Origin of the sequence: Alkalihalobacterium elongatum, assembly GCF_019024285.1 — a bacterium.
Classification (GTDB): domain Bacteria; phylum Bacillota; class Bacilli; order Bacillales; family Bacillaceae_F; genus Alkalihalobacterium; species Alkalihalobacterium elongatum.
Window position 1 is genome coordinate 1 of the sequence record NZ_WMKZ01000040.1, and the last position, 25016, is coordinate 25016.

Here is a 25016-nt window from a genome sequence, read left to right on the forward strand (position 1 = left end):
ATAAAAGTGTTTGATATAGCTCATTGTCACAAACGTGACGTTTTTAAAACATTGACGAGATATCATGTATCTCTTTACTTCGCTTGGCTTTTTGTTCAGTTTTCAAAGAACTTTTTATAGTCGTTTGTTGGCGACTTTTATATTCTATCAAATTCCTTTATCAATTGTCAATAACTTTTTTCGAATTATTTTTCCTCAAAAGCTTTTCGCTGACAACGAATATAAATATACCAAGTAACTAAGAAAAGATCAATAACTTTTTTCAGTAAATGATTTCCACATAGTATCCTTTCAGAAAATATGTTGCTATTCGAATGTATAAAAGGAAACGAACTTCCTCTATATAAGTTAACAACAAATTTCAAAGGGGACCACACATAGTGTGATCCCCTGACTTCTCATATTAATTAATGTGATAAGAAAGCAAAGAATAAGACGAAGATGACGAATAGTACGTACATAATTGGATGAACTTCTTTCCCTTTTCCTTTTACGATCATTGTTATTGGATAGAAGATAAACCCTAATGCAATACCATGAGCAATACTATATGTTAACGGCATTGCAACTACTGTTAAGAATGCAGGAACTGCAATCTCAAATCGCTTCCAATCAATTAGACCTAATGAAGATGCCATTAAAATACCAACAATAATTAAAGCTGGCGCTGTAACTTGCGGTGTTACAACTGTAAGTAACGGCGAGAAGAATAATGCTATTAAAAACAAGCCCGCTGTAACAACTGATGTAAATCCTGTACGCCCTCCTGCTGCAACACCTGATGAAGACTCGATGTAAGCTGTCGTTGTTGACGTTCCTAGGATCGCACCAATTGAAGTTGCACTTGAGTCAGCAAGTAACGCTCTATTTGCACGTGGAAGTTTATTATCTTTTACAAACCCAGCTTGGTTCGCAACAGCATATAACGTTCCAGCTGTGTCAAAGAAATCAACGAATAAGAAAGTTAAAATAACGACTAATAATTGAATAGTTAAAACTTGACCCCAACCTACTTCACCGATATATGTGAATGCCTGCCCAAATGTAGGAGCTAAACTTGGAACAGAAGAAACAACTTGTTGTGGCATATCAATTAATCCAACGACGATCCCAGCAATAGCTGTTAAGATCATCCCGTAAAAGATACCACCTTTAACACCACGAACCATAAAAATAACTGTTACAACTAATCCAAAGATCGCTAGTAAAGTTGTACTTGCAGTCATATCACCTAACGTTACCGCTGTAGCTTCATACGGTACAACAATCCCTGCACTTTTCAATCCAATAAATGCGATAAACAAACCGATACCAGCACCAGCTGCATATTTCAACTCGGCTGGAATGGCATTAATGATAATTTCACGAATACCAGATAATGTAATAATAATAAAGATAATACCCGAAATAAATACACCGAACAATGCAATTTGCCAATCAATCCCCATACCAATAACAACGGAAAATGCGAAGAATGCGTTTAGTCCCATACCTGGAGCTAAAGCTATTGGGTAATTCGCAACTACACCCATAATTAAAGTACCGAGTGCCGCAGCTAAAGCCGTAGCAACAAAGACAGCCCCAATATCCATACCTGTAGCACTTAAAAGGTCTGGATTAACAAATAAAATGTAAGCCATTGATAGGAACGTTGTTACCCCCGCAACTGTCTCTCGCTTGTAACTCGTTCCATTTTCCTTAAAACGAAAAAAACGATCCATTGAAAATTACCCTCCTCATTATTGTCTAAAAATATTCTTCCCAGATTTTCAACAAATCATTTGAGACTATCTCAAAAGTCAGAAAAGCACAAGCGCCAGTTCAACTGTGTATGGATTGGAGCCCTCCGTATGAGGTAAAGAAAACACGGTGAACGTTAGTAAACCGATGTTGACTTATCGTAAGAAGGAGAGCAAAGTCCACTAGCCGCTGGGCGCTGGAGCTAGACAAAAAAAGCTCTAGGTTTTCTACCTAGAGCTTTAACGACAAAAAATCTGGAAGTCACATACACGACACGTCAATTATCGCCTATGTTGACATCCGATCTTTCGTAGTTAAGCTATTTACGGTAGCTTGGTAGAGACTCACGGGCCATATTCCCATGATTATACGATCGACGGTTCTATTGCTTTTCAATAGCATTAGTTTATCAACATAGTAATGAAGTGTCAATATGTTTTCCGAACATTTTCGTATTATTTTTTATCATTGTTCGTGTTATTCCCATTCAATGGTAGCTGGTGGTTTAGATGTAATATCATAAACTACACGGTTAACGTGTTTTACTTCGTTTACGATACGAGTCGATATTACCTCTAGTACATCATAAGGAATTCTAGCCCAATCAGACGTCATCCCATCAATTGATGTAACAGCACGAATTCCTACTGTGTAATCATACGTTCTAGCGTCACCCATAACCCCTACACTTCTCATATCAGGAAGTGCTGTGAAGTATTGCCAAATTTCTCGGTCTAACCCAGCTTTTTTAATTTCTTCTCTTAAGATTGCATCTGATTCCCGAACAATCTCTAATTTTTCTTCTGTAATTTCCCCTAGGACACGAATTCCTAATCCAGGCCCTGGGAAAGGTTGTCTCCAAACGATTTCATCCTTAATTCCTAGCTCTGAACCAAGCTTACGTACTTCATCTTTAAATAATGTATTTAACGGCTCAATTAACTGAAACTTCATATCTTCTGGTAAACCACCAACGTTATGGTGAGATTTAATCGTTTGAGCAGTAGCTGTACCACTTTCTATAATGTCTGTGTAAAGTGTACCTTGAGCTAAGAAGTCCATATCTGTTAATTTAGAAGCTTCTTCTTCAAAAACATATATAAATTCATTTCCGATAATTTTACGTTTTTGTTCAGGGTCCTTCACACCTGCCAGTTTAGATAGGAAGCGTTCTTGAGCATCAATTTTTATAACGTTCATATTGAATCCTTCACTGAATGTTTCCATAACACTCTCTGCTTCACCTTTACGAAGAAGACCGTGGTCAATGAACATACACGTTAGTTGATCACCGATTGCTTTATGAATTAATACCGCAACCACTGATGAATCAACACCACCACTAAGAGCACATAATACTTTTTTATTGCCTACAAGTTCACGAATTTTTTGCATTTCTATTTCAATGAAGTTTTCCATTGACCAGTTGCCTTCACATTCGCAAATTTTCTTTACAAAGTTCTCAAGTAGTTCATTTCCATATTGAGAGTGACGAACTTCTGGGTGGAATTGTACACCATATAATTTTCTTGATACATCACTCATCGCCGCTACCGGACAAGATGGATTTTGAGCATCAACTACGAAACCTTGAGGAGGAGCGATAATTTTGTCTCCGTGACTCATCCATACCGTTTGCTCAAGCGGAAGTCCATCATATAACTTTGAAGGATTTTCAACTTTAATCGCAGCTTTACCATATTCGCGGTGTTCAGCTGCCTCAACCTTTCCACCAAAGTGTTGTGTCATTAACTGCATTCCATAACAGATACCCAAAATTGGAACTCCTAAATCGTAAATTGCCTCATCACATTTAGGCGCTCCCTCTACATACGCACTGTTAGGTCCACCTGAAAAGATAATCCCTTTTGGATTCATTTTCTTAATTTCTTCCGCTGTAATTGTATTCGGGTGTAATTCACTGTATACACCTAAATCACGAATACGTCTTGCGATAAGTTGGTTATATTGGCCACCAAAATCTAATACAACAATCATTTCATTGATGTTCTCCATCATTCATCCACCTTCTATTATGATTTCGCTCATAGACAAAAACTACGCCTATTCGCCGACTAAGAGAAGCTCATTCCCCTTATGTAGTAAAAGTATAGAAAAAGCTAGAATTCCTTCGTTCCTTTGCTGCGAAGACAGAATCCTAGCTTACTCTCTAATATCCCGCCTTCATAGTCAGATCATTTACGGTGATCTAGTAGAAACACTTAGGCCTTATTCCTAAGAATATATGAAGGATTAAATTAATAAAATCACGGATATATTTTATCAATGACCTGCAGCATGGTCAAGAACCGATCTTTTTAATTAAATATTCCCACAACTTCTGACTTTCTTTCCAAACCTCTTTTGGGTGGTTGTTTCCATAGGATACTTTCTCGTAGTTTAACGTAATATCCGTCATATCATTCATGGAATAAAAAGAATCAATTCGAGCTGCAAACTCACGTAGTGTTTCACTATGTTTTTTTACTAAACCTTTATATCCAAGTAGCCAAATGAGCGCATGGAATGCTAATTCAAAAGAGCGTTCATTGTTAAGCTTTCCATAACGATAAAGTAAAAAGTGAACTAATATTTTCTTCCTAAAAATAATCGCTACAATTGCTATGAAGAATAAAGTAGTAATTACAACAGCCCAAAAAGCAAACTCAAAGAAAAGTCCCTCTTTTTTTAGCCCAACAGCTGCGACTTCATCTTCTTGAACATCAGCAAGCGTCTCCTCTACCTCTGGCTCAATCGTAGGGTTTTCCATTTCACGTTCCCACTGTGCTTCTAATTCTGGTGTTTCAAAGACAAAGTTGGATGCGTTGTTAAAACCTTGAGTAGGTTCAAACGGTATCCAGCCATGGCCTGGAAAATAGACTTCAACCCAAGAATGGGCATTTGCATTTGTAATTTGATATATGCGGTTTCCATCAGCCAAATCCTGGAGTCTTTCCCCTTGAGTAAAACCTTTAACCCACCGAGCAGGTATACCGAGCGTACGTAACATTACTACCATCGATGTCGAGTAATTATCACAGTATCCTTGCTTCGTTTCAAATAAAAATTGGTCAACATAATCTTCATCTGGACCAGGTACAGCAACGTTTTTCGTTTCATATCGGAAACCAGCCATACGGTAGTAACGCTCGATGGCTTTCACTTGGTCATAACGATTACTAAAATTAGCCGTTATATCATTAGCTAGCTCTCCTACCCGATCAGGTAATGTATCAGGGAGCTGTAAATACAGATTTCTAATACCTTCTGGGTCACCACCAGTCACTGCTCTTAATTTAGAAACCGAAAAATGCGGTTCAAGAAAAGTTAGCTGATAGCTTTCTAAATGAACAGCATCATTACCATAAAATGTATATCCTTTTCCAGTATAAGCATCAAAGTAAACAGAAATATCAATTATAGAACCAATAGAAATATCAGTTGGTTCTCCAGCATAAAATATATGTTGGAAGTTTTGATACGGCTCAAATGATATCGAGGCTTCTATTGTCTTTACTTCTACTTCTTTTTCAAATAGCGGATAGTTCATCTTAACTGGTTCAGCTGGTGTCGATGTTTCCCAGCCCTTACCCGTATAATAATCTTTAGATTCACCGCGCCAATATTGAGCTTGAGGTGTTACAACTTGAAAAACAGGTGTATCATCATCTTCGAACCCTCCGCCTAGCCTTCCATCATTGTTCCCATAGCCAATTCGTTGGCGCAATGCACCACTGCCATCACCTGGATTTATTCCAATAGCGGCTTTCATAAACGGCACTGGGTCAGCCCATTGCGGCTCATATTTAGGGGCAGCAAATCCAAAGCTGCTAGCTAATAATAAAACCACACAAAGAGAGGCAATTAAGCGGATTGGTAAGATGCTTGAATATGTTTTGACATTCTCCCGTTCAATTGTCCGATACAATGTCATCAAACCAAGAAGTAAAAAACCAACCATAAAAATACGAACAATAGAATAAGTAGCATCATACGGCGTAAATGTATCGATAACCGTGATATATACAATTGTAAAAAGCAAGAAGAAGAGAATTCTCTTAGCAAACACTGTCCAAAAGAAGAGCAAATAACTCATTACAGCAAGAAGAACAAAGAACAAAAGACTTCTAAACATATCTGTAAGTCCTGTCCAATTCCCACTAATCATCATCATGATGTTTTGAGACAGGTCGCTAAAAAAAAGCTCAAACCAAGAGAATGATAAAAAAGAAAAAGAGCCCTCTAAAAACATTAAATGAAGTCCATAAAATATAAGGCCTAACTTGATTGGAAGTGAGATCCAAACCTTTACTTGCATAAAGGTTAGTAAAAAGAAACACAAAGTAACTCCAATAAAAAAGGAAATATATCCTGTATCTGTAATATACGGCAAAGGTAATAACCATTCTAATAAAAGGATATAACTTAACATATAAAGGAAGAAATGCCTTCCCTTATGAGTTTTCATAGTAGTCGCAACCAAAGTCATCACCTGCTTTTCATCAGTTCGATATTAAACTGTTCATCTGTAAATTGATAGACTTTCACCCTCTGCGTACGAAGCGACTGTACATATTGTTGATCATCTACATGTTCAGAGACCCAACAAACGATCACTTGAATATTCATTGACCTTAAAAACTGAATCCACTCATAGTCTTGTTGATTTAGGGAAACAGTTACAATGATGATCGTTCCATTCCGATAGGATTCTAGCAAGCTTACTTCCGTTGGTAATACCTGCTCCAGCTCTCCTTTAACCTTCGCTAAATGGTAATAAAGCATTTGATAGTGTTCTAGAGTTGAATCAGGAGATAACACTTCTACTGCTGCTCCAACACTTACAAAACTAAGAGCATTATGATTTTCGTAGCAATGTTCAGCGATTGAGGCCGTCAGTTCTACAGCCCTTTCAAATGCTTCCCTAGAAGCATCTCCTAAGTAGCGATTAAAAAAGAGATGAAATGCCTCACCTTGTGAAGCTTCGAACTCCTTCGTCATTAACTTCTCACTTCGAGCCGAATGCTTCCAATCGATACTCGTCAAGCGATCTCCCGGTATATAATGGCGCACCCCAGCTATTGATAGCTCTTCTTCTAATGAATGCGCAAAAGCTACACTTTCTCCTAATCCACCACCCGAGTTAACACTCCAGCTTTTTAAAGATTGATAGTGCGGAAAAACGAGAATAGTCGTTTGTACATTGACCTTTTTCGTACGTTCAAAAAAACCAAACATGTCACCAATTATGATTTCGATTTCGTGAAATTGATGCTCGCCCCTAGGTAAATTTGGTATCGTATATTCGAAATTTAATGACCTTTTAAAAGACATAAAGAATAGGGCATTATTATTAATGTCATAGCTAGTATCCAAATCTTGCGGTAGACAATCTTTCACTCTAACAAAACAAAATGGATGAACTAGTTTATTTTTAACAAATACTTTTACTTCAACATCATCATGAGCTCTTAACGTATTCGAACTTAAGGTCCGATTTGCTTCAAAGCGTTGAAAGGTAAATAAAAAAACACTGATGGATAACAAACTAATAATTACAATACTATAAAATAAAAACCAACTTACAAATCCACCTTGGAACATAGCATAAGCAAAAAGAGTTAAATTTAAAATTACTAAGAATAAAGGCTTTAACACCTTTTTTACATAAGAAAAGAGCTTCATCGACGAGCCGTTTCCTTCTTAGCTGTAGGAACAGGAATTTTTTCTAACATATTTTTGATTACGTGTTCCGAAGTCATTTTTGCCATGCTCATATCTGTCTTTAACAACACACGATGAGAGAAAGTAAACGGAGCGAGTAACTTGATATCGTCAGGAATAACATAATCCCTTCCTTGTAAGAAAGCATAAGCTTGGGATGCCTTCATAATAGCTATCGACCCACGCGGACTTACACCTAAACGTATTCCAGAATTTGATCTTGTTTCATTTACTATACTTAAAATATAATTTTTGACTAGTTCATCCACATAAATGTCTTTTACCTTTTGCTGTATATTAATTACTTCTTCAAGTGATAGTACAGTTTCTAGCCTTTCAATTGGATGTCCCTTTTCAATCCGTTCAAGCACGTCGAGCTCCTCTTCAAAGGTTGGATATCCTAGCTTTAGTTTGAATAAGAAACGATCAAGCTGAGCTTCTGGTAAAGGATAGGTTCCCGCATACTCAATTGGGTTTTGTGTAGCCATTACGAAAAATGGTTTTTGTAATTGAATGGTCTCACCGTCTATCGTGACATGTCCCTCTTCTAGAGATTCTAGTAAAGCTGCTTGCGTTTTTGGCGAAGTACGGTTTATTTCATCAGCTAAAACGATATTGGCCATGATTGGACCTGGGCGGAATTCAAAGCTCATCGTTTTTTGGTTGTATATTGAAACACCTGTAACATCAGAAGGTAATAAATCTGGTGTAAATTGTATACGTTTAAATTCTGCACCTAATGTTTTTGCAATAGCTTTAACCATCATTGTTTTTCCAACACCAGGAACATCTTCTAATAGAACGTGTCCACCAGAAAGTAAGGCAACAATACTTAATTCCACTTCCTTACGTTTTCCAACGACAACTTTTTCAATATTATCTATCGCATAAACAAGCCTGTCTCTTACGTTATCCATAACCGAAAACCTCCATTTTCAATAACAACCTATCAATCTAATCTTAGCATGTTCTACGAGTCATGCTACTATCTTTCATTTCCAATTTTACTATAGTCCCAATCGTATAGGCGAATAATATTAGAGATTTATTATTAAATTTAAAATTTATAAATAATTCTTTATTATAGGGTGGTTTTGCCGTTGCCAAATAACCAACATCCAGCTATGAGCGCAAAAGAAAAAGCCGTTGATACACAACAGCTTACGAAAGTTAAGAAGAACGGATCCCTGATGAAGAATAACTTTGAATCATCTTTTGTAAATTTTTATGCGACTCTCTTAATTTAACCGTTTCCTCCATAATTCGTTGGAATCCTTCTAAATCCTTATCAGATGCATTTAGTACAGACTTTGGAATACCTTCAGCAATTTGTTGTAAAGATAAATCTCGGCTCACGACAACGACCACCTTCCTCTTCTTTAGTTGGACCTGTGATTTTGCTCTCTTTATTAAATACTGGAAGACCTCTAGAAATCCTGCATTTATTTACCCAAAATTTATCTACAAGTATCACCAGATATGCTCAAGAATAGCACATTTCACAGCAGATATAACAAATAACGACATTACGACAACGGTGCCAGGCACCTTTATCGCTACAGCGCATTAAAGGTGCCTGGCACCGTATGTAGGCACCGTATGTTTGTCATTTACTTCCTATCCCAAAAGCGCCGGTGATCAATAGCAGAGACAAACTCTTTTCCGAAGTTTGCCTCCAGAGTAACGAGCTCTAGCGTAATAAATACCAAAGCTAAAATGCTGCTGATACTTCCAACTAGTTTAAATAAGAAAAGTTTGATTGCCAAGTAACATATTTAAAAAAGAGGCTTCCTAAAGTTCAAAGAACTAATAGGAAGCCTCTAATGTTAAAGCCTTATAGGGGGCAATTCACCCTTTTTGAGGCATGCAAGCAAAATCCCTATCATACCAAGGGACAATGCCAGTATTACATCATGCCGCCCCTATGGTGGGCGTGTGTAATATCGTTAACGTGGTGTGCGTAGAGAACGATATATCAAGGTTTTGTTAAATTATGTCTGTAATATCTTTAACGATAATTTACCATATAGAAACGTCGAGATGCTTTAAGATCATTTTCTATTGAATAGTATGGTTGTACTGCGTAACAATTGATTTTTTTCTGTTTATAGTTTTACTACAAAATAATCTCTTATTATCAAATAAAACCTCAAACTACTATAGGACATTTTAAATTATTCCGTTGTAGATATATATACAGCAATAATAACATCAATATTTATAGACTTGGTTTACCAGTGTTCATAAAAGTATATTCGGATATTTAGCTATTTTCATCACTTGCATAAACGAAATTGATATGATTAATTTAATTATGCAATCTTAAATTTTTTTATAATATCTCATTACAATCTACCTTCAGTTAGAAAGGGCGGCTTTATATGAGAACTAGTGAAATTGCTGAACTAGCACAGGTTCATCCTAATACAGTTCGACTTTACGAGGAATGGCAATTTATATCTCCTGTTCCAAGAAAAGCAAATGGTTACAGAGATTATTCAGAACTTCATCTAAAACAAATGAAAATAGCTAGACTTGCTTTTAGACAAGAATTCATTCAAAGTAACTTACGAAAAAAGGCAACAAGAATTGTGCAACTTAGCGGTCGTAAAGAGTTCAAAGGAAGCTTACAAGCAGCGGAATCCTATTTAGTCTATTTGCAAACAGAATATAATTATTCTTTAGAAGCAATCGAAACGGTTGAACAGTTATTAAAAAACAAACCAATTACATTTAAAACATATTCACACCAATCTGTTGCTGCGAAGCTTCAACTAACGGAAGAAACATTACGAAATTGGGAACGAAACGGTTTATTTTCTGTTGAAAGAAATACACAGAATCGTAGAATTTATACAGAGCGTGATTTACAAAAATTACTCATTATTCGGACGTTACGCAGTGCACACTTTTCGATTACAAGCATCGCCCATTTATTTCATGAAATGGAAAATACAAAGGGAAATACAGATATAATGCATACATTACTGTCTCCAAAATTTACAACCGAATTTTTTCATGTAACAGACGATTTAATAAATCAATTAAAAATAGCCATGAAAGATGTAAAATCAATCATCACTATTTTAAAAGAATTACAATAAGCTTGAAGGAGCATTGCCATCCACTAATACAGTTAGTTCGTGCATCGCCCTTGTTGCCCCAATATAAAGTAACCCACGCTCAAATGTAGTTTTGTAATTGGTGTCGTTGACAAAAGGTAAAATGACGGCATCAAACTCTAGGCCCTTGGCATACTGAATTGTAGTTAAGATGATGCCCGTTTCAAACGTTTCCGTCTGGCCATCTAGTATTGTAAAAGCTATGTTCAACTTGTTCTGCAAGACTTGTAAATCCTTTTCTGTCTTACAGATGATAGCTGTAGATTTATAATCATTCTGTGCGTACTCATGGACTTGTTTCATCATTTGTTCAAGTGATATATACGTTAATTCATTCGGTTCTTTTCCATGTCTTGCAATAGGATGAATTTCGCCACTTCGCATAAACTTTTTAGCATACATGGCAATTTCATACGATGACCGATACGTTGTTGTTAGTTCTACATATTCTACATTAGTAAATATGCCTTCAAATCCCTCTTTTGAAATGGTTTTGTACGGCAAGAGTGCCTGACTAAAGTCTCCAATGATAGTCCGCTTACAACTAAATACCTTTGACAATACTGCATATTGAATAGGTGTATAATCTTGCATCTCATCTAACACAAAATGCTGGACAAGCTCATACTTCTTAATCCCTTTATAATAAATCTGTACATATAAGTAAGGGTACACATCATTAAATTCAAAATGCTTTTTTGAAAACATAAATGAACACTCTCCAAGCGTTTCGCTAAAAGCACGATAAATAGCAAGTGGCGATGTGTACAGAAGCCGATTTTTTAAGCGTTTCACAATTTCATTTTTACTTGGAATTTTCCCTTCTCTCATACGCTTCGCTTTTAGTAATTGAAGAATATCCTCTGTCATAAGCTCTAAACGAGTGACAACCGGTTCTTTTCTATACTGAAGGAAACGGCCTTGTAAATAATCTGCTGGTAACGCTACACCGGCAATGGAGATCGTTTCGTTTTTGAGCAACTTCGAATCTAATTCATACAAATAAGATTGTAATTTTTCAACAAAAGGGTAATCCCCCTTGAGTTTAGCACGAGTAGCTAACGCCCCATTCGGATTCGATAAAATCACTTTCGTTTCTTCCTGAAATGGTGTAAACGTAACAGCCGTTGGTAATAAATGACTGGTAAGCTCGTCCAATGTAAAGGAACGAATTGGCTCTTCGCCAAGCTCTGGCAAGACGGATGAAATATAATCTCCAAACACTTTATTTGGCGACAAAATAAAAATACGTTCTGGTTTTAACGTATCACGGAATTTATATAAATAATAAGCGATTCGGTGCAGGGCTACAGCAGTTTTCCCTGATCCTGCTACCCCTTGAATGATGACATTATACGCGGATTCATTACGCACAATTCTATTTTGTGCACGTTGAATCGATGTGACTATAGTCTTCATCTTTTCACTTGAATGCTGATTCAATGTTTGCTGCAAGACTTCATCTTGTATCGTTAACGAACTATCCAGCACAAATTGAAGCTTAGAATTTTCAATTTTAATCTGACGTTTCCCAGTAAGTTCACCGTCAAATCGTTGTTCCATCGCAACATAATACGCCTGGCCGATTTCAAATTCATAATATAGATTACAAACAGGCGCGCGCCAATCATAGATCATCGGGGTCCCTTCTTCATCCGTAAAACCAAAACGCCCAATATAGAATGTTTCTGTTTCATTCGGAGAGTCTCCAAGATATAAAAAGTCAAACCGACCAAAATAGGGGGACTCAATCAGCTTTTTTATTTGCTCTCGTTCAATTACTTGTGCAAATCCTTGCTTGTCAATCATACTTAAGGTTTGTTGGTAATCATACATTTCGAACTTATCGAGTTCACTTTTATAGTCAATCATATATTTTTGTAAATCTTTAAATTTGTGATCTTGATCTTTTATATTTGATGAAAGTTTTTTATATGCTTTTTTTAATTTAGTTAGAGTTTCCCCCAGATAAGTAATTTCGTTTGTATCCATCATGAAATTCCCTCCTTTTGAAGTGTAACACCAAGTTTAACAAAAAAAATCTCGCTGGTGTTTATATGGAGGGTTATGATTTTTCTTAAGTTTATAAGTCCAATTATGATGAGTAAAAATCCATAATTTACAGAACCATAAAAAAATACAATATAGTATAAATCAGAACTTAGCCTTTCATTTTCAAATGTATAGATTTCTTCTATGTCTAATCTATACATTAACCTTAATTTTAAAATTTTTTTATAAGTCTCTTAAAATGAAGACATTTTGTTACGCAGTAATAGTATTACGTAATACAGGAGTTACTCCACAGTTTGTTTCTTTTAGAGAAAACTTATCTAATCAAAGGTGGTACTTTTACATGACTATAATCATGCCCGTTCGAAACAAGAATTAAAAGAGACTACTCAAAAGTTTAATCAACTAATGAGAAGCCTCTTTTATTTTCATTATGTTAGCATTTTGTTAGAAAATCACTTCAAAACCCTTATATATCAAGGGGTGAAGCGGCTTATTACATCATGCCGCCCATACCTTACTAATCTGTAACATCTTTAACTTATATTTACGAACCTGCGGTATTAGTAGGTTTTTTAATATACTACTTGTAACATCATATACCACTTTTAACAGCTTTTTATAGGATTACGTTAAACTAATGTTAAATTTAACATAAGAGACTATGCAATAATTAAATATTTAATAATTTATGATATTATTCTCCTTGGTGTATCAGAAGGGGTTTTATCAATTAAGATTTATACCTCTTTGGAGTGGAATATTTTATTTTATTTTTACTACCTTTGGACCTTCCTCTGTGTAACCAGTAATATTATATTGAACTATACCTCTATTTCTCATCTTAATTGCAACTAACTGTGCAAAATCTTCATTATGAGTTGATATAACAATGTGTTTATCGTTATATCTAGAATCCATTATTGCTCTAATTACGTCTATTAATGCAAGAATATTTACATCATCCATACTTTGAATTGGATCATCTAAGAACAACTGCTGTAGTTTACTATACCGCTGAGTTAACCCTAAGCCAAAAAAGATACTTAGAGCAAGAATGTTTAATTGTGCTGTACTGAACATTTGATCTAAATAAAGCTCAATTTTATCGTCTAGTTGTGTTTCACCAATGAAATTTGTCCCTCTCTCTGTATTAGTAATATGTAACTTTTTATGAAATGGGTGGGGATTTATAGTTTCATAAACCCAACTAATTATTGGATGCTTCTCTAGCCGTTCCTTTACTACTCGTCTTTGTTGACCGAGTAATTTACCATGAACATCATTTATTTCTTGACGATATTGATCTAATAGAACTTTCTTTTGAGATAGGTTTGTTATTTTATTCGATAAATTATCAAATTCTTTCAAACCAGACTCATACTCAACAGGAATTTTAAACTTGCTTATTTCGTTCAATTTTTCAAGGATTCTATTAATAATTTCATCTTCAGCATTAATATTCTCGATATTGAGTGTTATATCAACTTCAGTATATTGATTAACTTTTCCCCCTTTTAAAAGGGTTATTTCATTTTCAATCTCTGTTAAGGAAACAGTGTTTTTTAATATATCAAATTTTTCACTATTAAGTTTAAACCATTCTTCTTTATTTATTATAAACTTTTCCAATTTCCCTTTTTCTATTACATTTAGGGTTTGATCTATTCCGAACAATGCATTTATTGATTCAATTAGTTTATTGTATTTATTGGATTCGACTTCAATCTCTTTCTTATGTTTTTGTAGTTCCGCATCGAATTCATTTATTTTGTTATTTATTTGTTCTTCTATCATTTCAAAGATAGAAACAAATTCATCCTTAATATTAACCAACTTATTTGCTAATTGTTCTAATACTTCTTTCTTTAATGAACTCTGTAATGATTTTATATCCTCAATAATCTCACTTTCTTTGGTAGAAAGTTCTTCAATTTCTTTACTTCCTGATGAAGAAGTAGTATCAACAATTGCTAAAATCTTTTCAGAAATACTGGAATCAGGCTCCCAGTTATTAACCTTTACATTATACTTAGCATCTGAAAAATCATCATTTAAGCACACCGGACAATTATTAATATCAGCGTTTTCTATTAGAAGTTTCTTAACCTGAGAGAGTACTTGTTGGTACTCAGTATTAAGTTCTGAAACCACACTTTTTGTCTTTCGAATTTCTTCTAAACTGGATTTCTTTTGATTAATCTTTACCTGATATTCATCATAGTTTTTTCTAATTAAATTAAACCATTCTGTATTAGTATTTTTAATCTCATTATCATTTAACAAATCTTTAAATTCCGTATTAAAAGATACCCATCTTGAAAGTTCTTTCTCAAACTCTTTCCACAAATCTTCTTTTATTTTTAAGTCAGTCATTTTTATGTAAAAAGTTAAATTTGAGAAAGTATTTTTATATGCAATTAATTTATTTAACGTCTTCTCAAACTTCTTTTTTGAATCAGAAGAATGTTTTTTTCCACCTTTTAATTCTTCTAATTTCGCTTGTAGCTCGTCAATATTGTTCTCTAATAGTTTCTTAGCATGTTCAGAATTTTGGATTTTTATTTTAGCTGTGTTTAAGACTTTTAGTGTTTCTAATTTATTTTTTATACGACCTAATTCTTCCCTTTTAGCCAAGTTACTCTCTTTATGAGCTGCCAATTTCGTTTGTGAAAAGCTTACATTCTGGAGAAAAGAAACACAATTTTCAATATTAATCTTATTATGGAGAATAAGTGAATCAACTTCTAGTTTTTTACTTAATTCAATATTATCATTTATGATTTTTTCTATTAACTTATAGTAATCCTGCAGTGAATTTAGATATTCTTCCAAATTACCAAAATCAAGATTTCTTATAAATTTCTCTATTTCTCTCTGAGACGTTTGGTATTCACCAATTTTTTTATCTAAGTCACTTTTTTTCTTAGAAATGGAATTTCCTGCATTTATGTATTTTTGTACCTCAAGAAATAATGCATTTAACTCCTCTTCTTGTAATAACTGCATAAAAATCTCTCTTCTTTTTGCTGGTGAATTATGTCTTAAAAAATCACTAATACTTTCCTGACCAAGCATATGTGTATGGAAGAAAACATCTATATTTTTTGCCTTTAAAATAAACTGTTTTAATATTTGTTCGTTGGTAACCTCATTTAATTTATCGTAACCCATTAGAACCGTAGATTTATACAACCTATCTTTATCAGTAGTTCGAAGTATATTACTATTACTTTTTCTAATTATTCTCAAACCATTACTAAAAATTAGCTCTACATATATCTCTCTCTTTGTAGAATTACCGTGAATTGGATGGTAAAACTTAAGGTAATGACTCCTTTTAAGCTCATTTACTCGGTAAGTATTATCTTCATAAAATTTTTCTAATCTATATACATTATCGGTTAAACACCACTCTATTGCCTCATAAAAGGAAGTTTTCCCAAAACCATTATAACCTTTAAAAATAACTAAAGGAGCTTCCAAATCATCATATACGTAGCATCTATCTTCTCTATCAAGATTTTCACCGTATCCTCTAAAATTTTTAATCTTTACACAAGAAAGATACATACTAATCCTCCTTAATTAAGTTATCTATATTTTTTATAAGTGTTCTAACAGAATCAAGATTAATTGATTCTTTGTCTTCATCATTTGCTATTGTAGGAAATGTATTTAATATTCTTTCTGGGAAAATTAATTGATCGAACTTTTGTTTTAAATCATCACCATGTTCATATTGTATAATTATTTTTCTTGCGATAAATCTATCTCTTTCATACTCAGATACACTAGCAGGGTTGAATACTTGGTCTTCTGAATTAACCTTATGTAAACCTATTACATACATATCCCAAAGAAACTTTGACATTGGAATTTTTTCATTTTGAACAAACTCTTTATTATTTTGATTGTTAATTTTATCCATAATTTTCCTTCTGAGCCCTGGTAACCGTGTAATGACTGAATCTAAGTCTTTCAACAATTCTATTTCACAAATAATAAGGATTTTATCCTTATCTAAATTGCATACCCTACAATTCGGTAATTCTTCAAAGAATATAATATTGGCTAGACCCAGCCCTTTAATTACTTCATCCATATTTTATTTTCCTTTCTTAAAGCTGTTTGCAAAAGTACAGTCACCATCTTGATTCAAAAGTTTTAGGCATGATGTACATTTGTATTCAAAAGATTGGAATAACCCTTGTTGTATTAATGTGCCATATGGCCTCGCTATATCAATTACAATGTTTTCCTCTATATTTTTCTTGTCATATCTACATATGTTACAAGCGTTTTCAAAGATAATTGTTTCATCGCCAATAGCATTATGATAATCTTGCTCCCTTAAACTATGCTCTATAAAGGAAGTAATTAAGGTTTCCTCGTCTTCCCTGTCACTAGAAGATGGTGTTGTTCTCAATGCAAATTCGCGATATCCAGAAAAAGCAATATTGTTAATTCCCTCTAAATCATTTAGGTTAACTTCCCCAAGGCCATATTCAGAAGCAGATGATATTTCTCCCATTGCTTTGAAAAGGTCCAGTATATTTAATGGATAGGAATGTTCAGCACTCATAATAAAACGCTTATTTACATTCTTTTCTCCATGTAACCTTATTTCCTGAATCCATTGTTCTGTACATGAACCTAATACCTTTAAAATATGTTCCAACTGATTAGAAAATCCCTTATTTAATAGTTTTTTTTCATATTTTAATAATTCCACTTCAATTTCTTTCATTGTCTTTACAAGTGAATCACTCTCTATCAATTCAATTAATGCCTTTTCATGATTTTTTACAATACTCTCTAATTCATTAGCATAAATTACATGTGTTATAGAGCTGGCAGTTGTATCTAGAAACGCATTCATTATTATGTAACGGATATTAGAATACTGTTGAGAATTAAATTCGGGAAATAGTTCCTTTAAATTATTCTCGATATCCTCATTTAATTGAATAATGCTGTCGTATTTTTCAATCCTTTTATCTGGGAAATCAAAACTAACTTGTTTTATAAAGTCAAATATTTCATTATCTTTCAAAAGGATCTCACTTGGGATATATAAAGCATAGTCTGAAGGGTTGATATGTAGGTGTTTAATTAAATTGCTTTTGAATTTTGGTTTTTTTATATTGGGATTATCCTTTTGATAATCTTCCTTAAATTTTATGTAGCTTTTCTTATATGGTTCTTTATCTAAATATTCATACACTAAACAATCTTTAATATAGTTAATGTAATCATTTGGTGAAGGAAACGTACTATTATTCCACCGATTAAAAAATTCTATATCTGTTTTAGTAATCGGGACATTCGTATTAATGATAAACGATTCCCCTAACTTACCTGACTTCCTATATGTATGATAAAAATTATACAGTGTATGTCGAATAGCCTCACTATATCTCGTAAAATAATCCCTTTTATAAAACTTTGCTTCAATATATCTATTATTTCCCTTGTTAACTCTAATATCAGCACCATATTCAACCCCAACGTACCCCTTAGGAAAGTTTTCATAAATTGAAACAAGTTCCTTACACGCAATTAGAAGTTGAAAGTAAAAACCAGCAATAGAATGTTTTACATCTGTAGATTTACCATCATTAGAACTCATTATTATCTCTTCTTTCTTATAAAGTTAAATTATTTCCTATCCTTCTATTATTGAAGAATGATACTACGAGATAGTTAGTTGGATCTTAAACTTTAGATTTAAAACAAGAATAGGACCACTTTTAGTTGATTAGATACCACTATTAATATACAAAATTATACATTAAGTAAAAAGAGTGGTCTATACACCCACTTCTTAAATCATCTTCGATCTACTGATCAATTATTGTTATTATCGTTTGAATTAATCAGGTTGCTGGTTAGTCCCATAAATAATTTAACTGTTAATGTTGTTGGTGGTTGAGCTTTGTTTAAGATATTCACTTACTGTATCCCTAGAAATACCAAGCTCTTTTGCTACCTGTGTTTAAGATACCCCTTCAAATATAAAGAAAAGAAGATATCTTCTATACAATATATGAGACTATTGCAACTCAAGAAACATACGCTTTATAGGTTATCAAAGAATATGAAAGGCTTTGAGGAAAGTGAATTAGAAAATTTGGTAATATGTTCACATGTTTCACCACCAATAAGCAAAAAGGACGACAAGTATTTTTTCGTCCTTTTTAGTGTAATTTCCTTACTCTGTTTATCCTCTTACCAAAGTCATATGGTTGGCTGTAAAAAATTTGACCACATGATAGACATTCTACGTCACATAGCCGCTCATAATTGATTCTGTCTTTAATGTTTTCCGGATACTCCTCTATTCGAAGCACTGATAAAATTCCACCACATGTACATTTCAATAAAATCACCCTACTGTTTTATGATTAATTCCATTATACTTCTTATAAAGAAATTCTCAAAAAGTACAACCTTTTGAAGAACTTCCTTTATTTTTTTAGAAAAAATAGAGTATATTAGTCATAGTTAATATTATACATAAAAGTGCAAATTTTTTAAAAAAGGTTAGGTGTGAATTTAATGGAAAATTATTACTTGAGCGAAACCACAATATCCGATAGTTATATTACTCTTTCAAGTGTTAATTTAAAGCATGATGGTGAACTGTTTACTTTGCTAATTTTAAAACACGCAGGATTAACTCAGCATGATTTCTTTGATTTATCAACGGAACCCACAAAAAAGAAATTATTACAAGCGACAAAAGTCTTGGCATATTTATTCATTTCTGATGATTATTTAAGAACAAAGTATAATTTTATTAATCCTTTAGCCATGGATGGTTGGGGGAATAATCCGACAGAAGCTCTTCTAACTTGGTCAACACAAAGATTAATTAATAACGTTACAGGTGGAGGGAAGCAATGGAAATCTATTGTCATTAACGATCCTGATAACCCTAATTTAATCAAGTTGAAACACAATTATTTAGAATTTTTTAAGGACATGGAAGATAAAGTGCCGTTGGATGCTTTAAGTATTTGGTGTGCGAGGTTTAGTAACTATCCATATGAAATTCCACTATCTAATTTAATTAAAATTTTCACTCAATTTTTTAATATCACTGAAGATGAGAAGACATTAATCTTTTCCACAAGTAACAGAATTAGACTTGAATATGCTGAAAACAGGGTGACTTCTAATTTCATTAGATCCCTAATTGGTAATCCAGCGAAGAACCCTGGCTGGATTGACAGTTTTGAAACTGAAGATATTGAAACACCAGAAATCCACAAATCACTTATCCAATTTGGTGGGGAGAATCTTACAATGCAAGGTCGCTCAAATATAAGCGTTGACTTCTACCAGAGATTAATTAACAAGGCCAAACAAGCAATTTTCATGGGACCTCCTGGAACATCGAAATCATTCCTAGCCAAGGAATTATCAGAAAAATTTAATAAAGTAAAAAGAATTCAATTCCACCCTCAATATTCTTACCAAGACTTTATCGGGGGAAAAATTTTAGAAAATGGAAGTTTAAGAGATGAAAAAGGTGAGTTAATTGATTTTATAGAGAAAGCAACTTCAAGTGAAAACCCAAAAGAAGAATATTTATTAATAATCGAGGAGATTAACCGAGCTAATGTTAGTCAGGTATTCGGAGAAATGATTCAATTATTAGACCGTGGCGAATCTCTCAAATTATCTTTTAACGGAGAAGAAAAGGATTATTACTTACCGGATAATCTTAAAATTATTGGGACGATGAATACAACTGATAGGACGGTCGGCCGTATAGATTATGCTATAAAACGTCGTTTCTATCAAATATATTGTAGGCCTGAAATTGGAATTCTTATTGATAAAACAAGAATTGTGGGAAATGATTTCTCTATTGCCGACTTACTGGCAAAAATCAACCAAAACTTATTCTCTGTTTTAAGCAATAAAGAAATGGTAATAGGACATGCTATTTTCCTTAAAGATTTTGTATATTCTACAGAAAACGATAAATTCGAATGGCCAGTAGATGATTTTGAACATTTATTTAATTTTGTTGTAATACCTTTAATTGAAGATTATTGCAATGGAAACGCTGATTTAATTATGAATGTGATTGGAGAAAAACTTTACAATCAACAAACTGGGTCCGAGTTTGTAAAAGCTATAAAGGAATATTTGAGCTAATATGAGCGTAATCAATATCTACGAGAACTCTTCTTATACTTTGGATAAGAGATATATTAATGAATTTAAACAATTTCTAGATGATAATAAAGATTTGCCCATGATATTACAAGGTGAAACTATAATATTTGATAACTATACCATTGGCAGCATACGTATCAAGGATTTGATTATAAATATTCAACCGCGTATTTCTAAGCTTTCTTCTAATCATTATTTAGAAATGCAGCTGTATAATGAGGGTTTGTTAAGCGACAAAATCAGTAGCCTGTTAGGAGAAAATGAAAGTTTTGGAATTCAAGAAAATCTAATTGACCTTTTTCTACAGGAAGCATTTGTTTTAGTTAACCATGGGGTAGAAGGAGATTTTGTAAAAGTAAAAGAAGAAACGAATCAAATCCGTGGGAAAATCTTGGTCAATCAGATTTCTCCTATAAATTTGTTTCAAGATAAAATTCCCATTGAATATGAAGTGCATACTTTAAACACTCCATATAATAAAATCATAAAGCTCGCAATGGACAAAGTTAGGATCCTAACAAGAAAAGGTAAGCATATTAAGCTCCATGCCCTAGTGAATTCCTATTTTGATGAAATTGATGTTGATATTACGGACTTAACCCTTTTATTACAACAAAAAGAAGATAAAATTCACTTTGAGAATGAGAAGTATCCAATAGTTTTGGGTTTAGCAGAGAAAATTCTAAAGGATTTGAAAATGAATCTAAAAAGCAATCAAGTTACCAGCTCTTCTTATTTGGTAAACTCAAACAACCTGTTCGAAAAATATGTAAGAAAAGTCCTTTCAAAGCATATTAAGTTAAATGTCACGAAGTGGGATAAGGCTAAAAAAATGGGTAAGTTTAAAGTAGGCACCGATGAGTATATTAAATCTTATTCACCAGATATTATGATCGATTACCATAATGATACTAACTCGGCTTTCGCTGTACTTGATGCCAAAAATAAAGATATTTCAAATCACAATAAAATCGGTGAATTATCTGATTTATATCAACTACTTTTTTACTGTTACGCATTGAATTCTAGTTATGGAGGATTAATATATCCTTCTTATGGTTCTCTTCAACCCATAAGAATAAATATAGATAGCTTTAAAGAAACGAATTTATTTGCTTTTTCAGTTGATTTTTCCAAACCGATCAAAGAGCGTAATACTATTTTTGTAGATCTTATAAAGAACACATTACATTTAATTAATTAAATTGATATTGATACTTAAAAGAAAGATGCGTCCTAATTTTGAGGATGCATCTTTTTCTCACTAGACTTCCATTAACTTTAACTGCTTCTCAGCAGGAATATCTGCTTCATAAGCTTGTCTCATATTTTTTATAATTTCCGAAATAACAGTGACTGTTACAGAATTACCAAGTTGTTTCTTAGCCTGCGCTGAAGAATTAGCCAATTTAAAATCTTCAGGAAATCCTTGTAATCGAGCGCATTCCCGGTCTGAGAGGTGACGTCCTAAGTCCCATAACTTAGGAGCTCTAGCTGCGATGATGGATGGTGCAAAGCTGTCTAAATTACAGTAATAAGCTTCTTGTATTTGAGTTTTAGCAAAATCACCCACATGAAAGCGCAAGGATTTATCTGGTTTTAAATAAGAGAATACCCCATACTTTCCTTTCTTTGTATTGGGTGCATAATTAGAGTTGTCGTGTTCTACTCTTATTTGTTCAGATGACTCAAGAGGACAACAATTAAAGTGGTACTTGATCCTACCCATTTCAAACTCACTTAAACTAAGGGAGGAATTGTTCTCATTCCATTCAATTATATCCCGTAGGGTAACCTTTTTATTTGTAGGTTTTGGAAAATCGAAAGAAACATCTTTATCAAACCCTACACAATACCATCTTTCCCTAGATTGTGGAACCCCAAAGTGTAGACTGTTTAAAATAGTCCAGTGCACATGATAACCCAATTGCTCAAGATGCTCCAGTATCGTCTCTAGGGTCTTCCCTTTTTCATGAGACTTTAACCCTTTAACGTTTTCTAATAAAAACATTTTAGGTTTTTTCTCTTTTAATATTCTCACAATATCAAAAAAGAGTGTACCTCGTATTTCATCTTCAAATCCCTGTAATTGGCCGGCATAGCTAAAAGGTTGGCATGGAAATCCAGCAAAAAGAACGTCAAAATCGGGAATATCTGTGGTTTGTATCTTAGTTATATCTCCTTCGGGCATTTCTCCAAAGTTATTTTTATATACATCACAAGCGAATTTATCGATTTCGGATGAAAAAACACACTCCATGCCATTTTTTTCGCCTGCAAGTCTAAAGCCACCGATACCCGCAAACAAATCAATGAATTTAAAATCGCTATTTTTTTTCATTTTTTTCCTCTCCGGAACATATTCCATTATATCTTCAATATCGGACTCTAAATAACTACAAATTCGCTCAAGTACTTCCATTCTAACATTTTCATTTTTACTTAATCGGGCCAAAGATGCTGATGTTATCCCACATTCATCACGTAATGTAGTTTTGTTCATGCCTATATCCGCAGTTAACTTCCATAACCTATCATATGAAAAAGGCATAATCACACCTCCAGTCGGTTATTAATTATTCTATTTTTGTAGAATTAATATACACCGAATATTATCATACGAAGGAATGTTCGTAAAGAAAAAAGTAAGCCTATCATTTTCCGTTTAGTTGAATTTTATAGTCTTAATAATAGTAGTATCTCTATTCATATAATTATAAGAAAAGCTGTCTGTCAATTAAAAGAGTATGTATAAACCTACATATATTTTGTAATTTAAACTCATTCACATTCATACTATTATGTAAAACAAGTTTAAGTGCGAGGTGAGAAAATGAATACATTTACAGGTAAGAGTTTTGGAGAAAATCTAAGGGAAATTACTGAACGCGGTCGCCAACATCGCCAACATAACGAAGATACAAATGATGAACTTACATTAAATATTAAAATTGATATTAATAAATTAAAGACAATTAATGATCTGTTAATTATTCAAAACAATGGGCAAAGTTATATCAAAAGGTTACTCAAAAAAGAGGAAACTCTAGATGGCTTTATCCACGAGGCCCTAAATAGGGAAATAGAACGTATTAGTATTTATTATGCTTTACATTCTGCTTCCAACACGCTCACATTAAGAGAACCCAAATCAGAAATTAAAAACCGTTTTAAAATATTAATGGAGCATTTACATATAAAGCAAACAGAATTATCAGTGTTAACGGGCATTCCCGTAAATGAATTAAGCACTGTACTAAATAATCAGTGCCCCATTTCCATGCAGCATTTTTTATTAATTTGGGATGCTCTTAATCGCCCACCTCTTGAGGAATGTTTTAATTAAGTAGAGATAAGAACAGCTATTCTCGATTTAGGTTATTTCTATTTTTGAAGAATTAATGAAATTTATGTTATTAGTATCTAAGAAGTGCAGTGCTTCAACCGCTGTAATTAACCCTTCCTGTAATTCTAGTAGTTATAGGAAGGGGTTTTCGAGTTACAGAATTAAAATTAAGCATCCCCATACCTGCTCCCTATAAGTGAACTAGTAGAAAAATGTCAGTGCAGACTATAGAGGGAAGCAACTTCTTCCGTAAGATGATACCTCTCCTCCGTTTATTTCCTCCATGTCATTTTTATATCAATAGTCTAAAGTAGACTAGTTGATTTTAGACTATCAATATTAACTGTTTAATTTATGACAAAACAGAATAGATTAATCTTCTTCCGAAATATCCCTAATTTCCCTGTAGTGTTTGAGAGCAACGGGAACGAGGACGAACAAAGAACAAGGGTAAGCGTTGTAAACGTCCTCGACTGTCTATGGCATCTTTTTAGTTATTTAAGACACCTGTCCACGGTCTTTTGAAAATTCATCTATTGAACTTTTAACATACTAACAAAGTGTTGTAACTTAATGTAGCTATTTCTCATCCTTCCATAGATAAACAATTTCTTTAAATATTTGTTCTCGCAATTCTGGTTTTACCAAAATCATTGCTTCCGTGGCTAGATCAACATTTAAGCCTAATTTATCTTTCAAGAAAAATTTATTTGAAAGGAATTCAAATCCAAGTGCCATGTCAGATTTAATAAGAATATCTATATCACTACTAGGGGTTTGTTCATTGCGAGAATATGAGCCAAATATACCTAAAACCTTAATACCATAATCTCCCCCTCAGAAACTTTTTATATGCTAGTATTTGCTGTTCTATGACT

The 25016-nt window shown here is 33.4% G+C and carries 16 protein-coding genes and 2 riboswitches; of the genes, 4 read left to right on the top strand and 12 right to left on the bottom strand.

The features are described from left to right. Positions 1-407: 407 nt before the first annotated feature. From GKP30_RS22345 to GKP30_RS22370, 6 genes are all read right to left on the bottom strand, one after another. On the bottom strand, positions 408-1721 hold the full coding sequence (locus GKP30_RS22345; RefSeq protein ID WP_216831684.1) for an NCS2 family permease: 1314 nt from the start codon (positions 1719-1721) through the stop codon (positions 408-410). Between the two features lie 310 nt (positions 1722-2031). Then, positions 2032-2133, bottom strand: a riboswitch (purine riboswitch). An 84-nt stretch (positions 2134-2217) separates the two neighbouring features. Beyond that, complete coding sequence (gene guaA / locus GKP30_RS22350; RefSeq protein ID WP_236035301.1) at positions 2218-3756, bottom strand: glutamine-hydrolyzing GMP synthase; 1539 nt, start codon at positions 3754-3756, stop codon at positions 2218-2220. A 151-nt stretch (positions 3757-3907) separates the two neighbouring features. After that, a riboswitch (purine riboswitch) is annotated at positions 3908-4009 on the bottom strand. A 33-nt stretch (positions 4010-4042) separates the two neighbouring features. After that, entirely contained in the window at positions 4043-6208 is a 2166-nt protein-coding gene (locus tag GKP30_RS22355; protein ID WP_216831686.1) for a transglutaminase TgpA family protein, read from the bottom strand. Positions 6209-6228: 20 nt separating this feature from the next. Further along, complete coding sequence (locus tag GKP30_RS22360; protein ID WP_216831687.1) at positions 6229-7425, bottom strand: DUF58 domain-containing protein; 1197 nt, start codon at positions 7423-7425, stop codon at positions 6229-6231. Beyond that, the gene (locus tag GKP30_RS22365; protein WP_216831688.1) at positions 7422-8381 is read right to left on the bottom strand and encodes an AAA family ATPase; all 960 of its coding nucleotides are present in this window, start codon (positions 8379-8381) and stop codon (positions 7422-7424) included. Before GKP30_RS22365 ends, GKP30_RS22360 begins: the two co-directional genes overlap by 4 nt. 253 nt (positions 8382-8634) lie before the next feature. Next, positions 8635-8820 (bottom strand): hypothetical protein, encoded by a 186-nt coding sequence (locus GKP30_RS22370; protein WP_216831689.1) that lies wholly within the window; start codon positions 8818-8820, stop codon positions 8635-8637. Between the two features lie 1025 nt (positions 8821-9845). Between GKP30_RS22370 and GKP30_RS22375 the strand changes: the two genes are divergently transcribed. Further along, entirely contained in the window at positions 9846-10568 is a 723-nt protein-coding gene (locus tag GKP30_RS22375; protein WP_216831690.1) for a MerR family transcriptional regulator, read from the top strand. On the opposite strand, the gene GKP30_RS22380 is transcribed toward GKP30_RS22375, so the two are convergent. The 4 genes from GKP30_RS22380 to GKP30_RS22395 all read right to left on the bottom strand — a co-directional run bounded on the left by GKP30_RS22380 (position 10560) and on the right by GKP30_RS22395 (position 18231). After that, the gene (locus tag GKP30_RS22380) at positions 10560-12581 is read right to left on the bottom strand and encodes a HelD family protein (RefSeq protein ID WP_216831691.1); all 2022 of its coding nucleotides are present in this window, start codon (positions 12579-12581) and stop codon (positions 10560-10562) included. The genes GKP30_RS22375 and GKP30_RS22380 overlap by 9 nt on opposite strands. 783 nt (positions 12582-13364) lie before the next feature. Continuing rightward, entirely contained in the window at positions 13365-16172 is a 2808-nt protein-coding gene (locus GKP30_RS22385) for an AAA family ATPase (protein WP_216831692.1), read from the bottom strand. A gap of 1 nt (position 16173) precedes the next feature. Beyond that, positions 16174-16704 (bottom strand): ABC-three component system middle component 1, encoded by a 531-nt coding sequence (locus tag GKP30_RS22390; protein WP_216831693.1) that lies wholly within the window; start codon positions 16702-16704, stop codon positions 16174-16176. 3 nt (positions 16705-16707) lie between these two features. Further along, positions 16708-18231 (bottom strand): hypothetical protein, encoded by a 1524-nt coding sequence (locus tag GKP30_RS22395; RefSeq protein ID WP_216831694.1) that lies wholly within the window; start codon positions 18229-18231, stop codon positions 16708-16710. Positions 18232-19160: 929 nt separating this feature from the next. Here GKP30_RS22395 and GKP30_RS22400 point away from each other — a divergent pair. Together GKP30_RS22400 and GKP30_RS22405 are read left to right on the top strand one after the other, a co-directional pair. Beyond that, positions 19161-20771 (top strand): McrB family protein, encoded by a 1611-nt coding sequence (locus GKP30_RS22400; RefSeq protein ID WP_216831695.1) that lies wholly within the window; start codon positions 19161-19163, stop codon positions 20769-20771. 1 nt (position 20772) lies between these two features. Continuing rightward, positions 20773-21996, top strand: coding sequence for an McrC family protein (locus GKP30_RS22405; RefSeq protein ID WP_216831696.1), 1224 nt, complete (start codon positions 20773-20775; stop codon positions 21994-21996). 60 nt (positions 21997-22056) lie between these two features. Here the strand turns inward: GKP30_RS22405 and dcm are convergent, their stop codons facing one another. After that, positions 22057-23343: a DNA (cytosine-5-)-methyltransferase gene (dcm, locus tag GKP30_RS22410; RefSeq protein WP_216831697.1), complete on the bottom strand. Its 1287-nt coding sequence runs from the start codon at positions 23341-23343 to the stop codon at positions 22057-22059. 282 nt (positions 23344-23625) lie between these two features. Between dcm and GKP30_RS22415 the strand changes: the two genes are divergently transcribed. Then, positions 23626-24138, top strand: a complete 513-nt coding sequence (locus tag GKP30_RS22415; RefSeq protein WP_216831698.1) for a helix-turn-helix domain-containing protein — start codon at positions 23626-23628, stop codon at positions 24136-24138. A gap of 579 nt (positions 24139-24717) precedes the next feature. Here GKP30_RS22415 and GKP30_RS24070 read toward each other — a convergent pair. Next, positions 24718-24960 (bottom strand): nucleotidyltransferase family protein, encoded by a 243-nt coding sequence (locus GKP30_RS24070; protein ID WP_216831706.1) that lies wholly within the window; start codon positions 24958-24960, stop codon positions 24718-24720. Between the last annotated feature and the right edge of the window lie 56 nt (positions 24961-25016).

Excerpts from the sequence above, each read along its gene's own strand:
- GKP30_RS22375 (WP_216831690.1), top strand. The coding sequence starts at position 9,846 with ATGAGAACTAGTGAAATTGCTGAACTAGCACAGGTTCATCCTAATACA.
- GKP30_RS22405 (WP_216831696.1), top strand. The coding sequence starts at position 20,773 with ATGAGCGTAATCAATATCTACGAGAACTCTTCTTATACTTTGGATAAG.
- dcm (WP_216831697.1), bottom strand. The coding sequence starts at position 23,343 with ATGCCTTTTTCATATGATAGGTTATGGAAGTTAACTGCGGATATAGGC.
- GKP30_RS22390 (WP_216831693.1), bottom strand. The coding sequence starts at position 16,704 with ATGGATGAAGTAATTAAAGGGCTGGGTCTAGCCAATATTATATTCTTT.
- GKP30_RS22395 (WP_216831694.1), bottom strand. The coding sequence starts at position 18,231 with ATGAGTTCTAATGATGGTAAATCTACAGATGTAAAACATTCTATTGCT.
- GKP30_RS22400 (WP_216831695.1), top strand. The coding sequence starts at position 19,161 with ATGGAAAATTATTACTTGAGCGAAACCACAATATCCGATAGTTATATT.
- GKP30_RS22385 (WP_216831692.1), bottom strand. The coding sequence starts at position 16,172 with ATGTATCTTTCTTGTGTAAAGATTAAAAATTTTAGAGGATACGGTGAA.
- GKP30_RS22365 (WP_216831688.1), bottom strand. The coding sequence starts at position 8,381 with ATGGATAACGTAAGAGACAGGCTTGTTTATGCGATAGATAATATTGAA.
- GKP30_RS22355 (WP_216831686.1), bottom strand. The coding sequence starts at position 6,208 with ATGAAAACTCATAAGGGAAGGCATTTCTTCCTTTATATGTTAAGTTAT.
- GKP30_RS22360 (WP_216831687.1), bottom strand. The coding sequence starts at position 7,425 with ATGAAGCTCTTTTCTTATGTAAAAAAGGTGTTAAAGCCTTTATTCTTA.
- guaA (WP_236035301.1), bottom strand. The coding sequence starts at position 3,756 with ATGGAGAACATCAATGAAATGATTGTTGTATTAGATTTTGGTGGCCAA.
- GKP30_RS22345 (WP_216831684.1), bottom strand. The coding sequence starts at position 1,721 with ATGGATCGTTTTTTTCGTTTTAAGGAAAATGGAACGAGTTACAAGCGA.
- GKP30_RS22415 (WP_216831698.1), top strand. The coding sequence starts at position 23,626 with ATGAATACATTTACAGGTAAGAGTTTTGGAGAAAATCTAAGGGAAATT.
- GKP30_RS22380 (WP_216831691.1), bottom strand. The coding sequence starts at position 12,581 with ATGATGGATACAAACGAAATTACTTATCTGGGGGAAACTCTAACTAAA.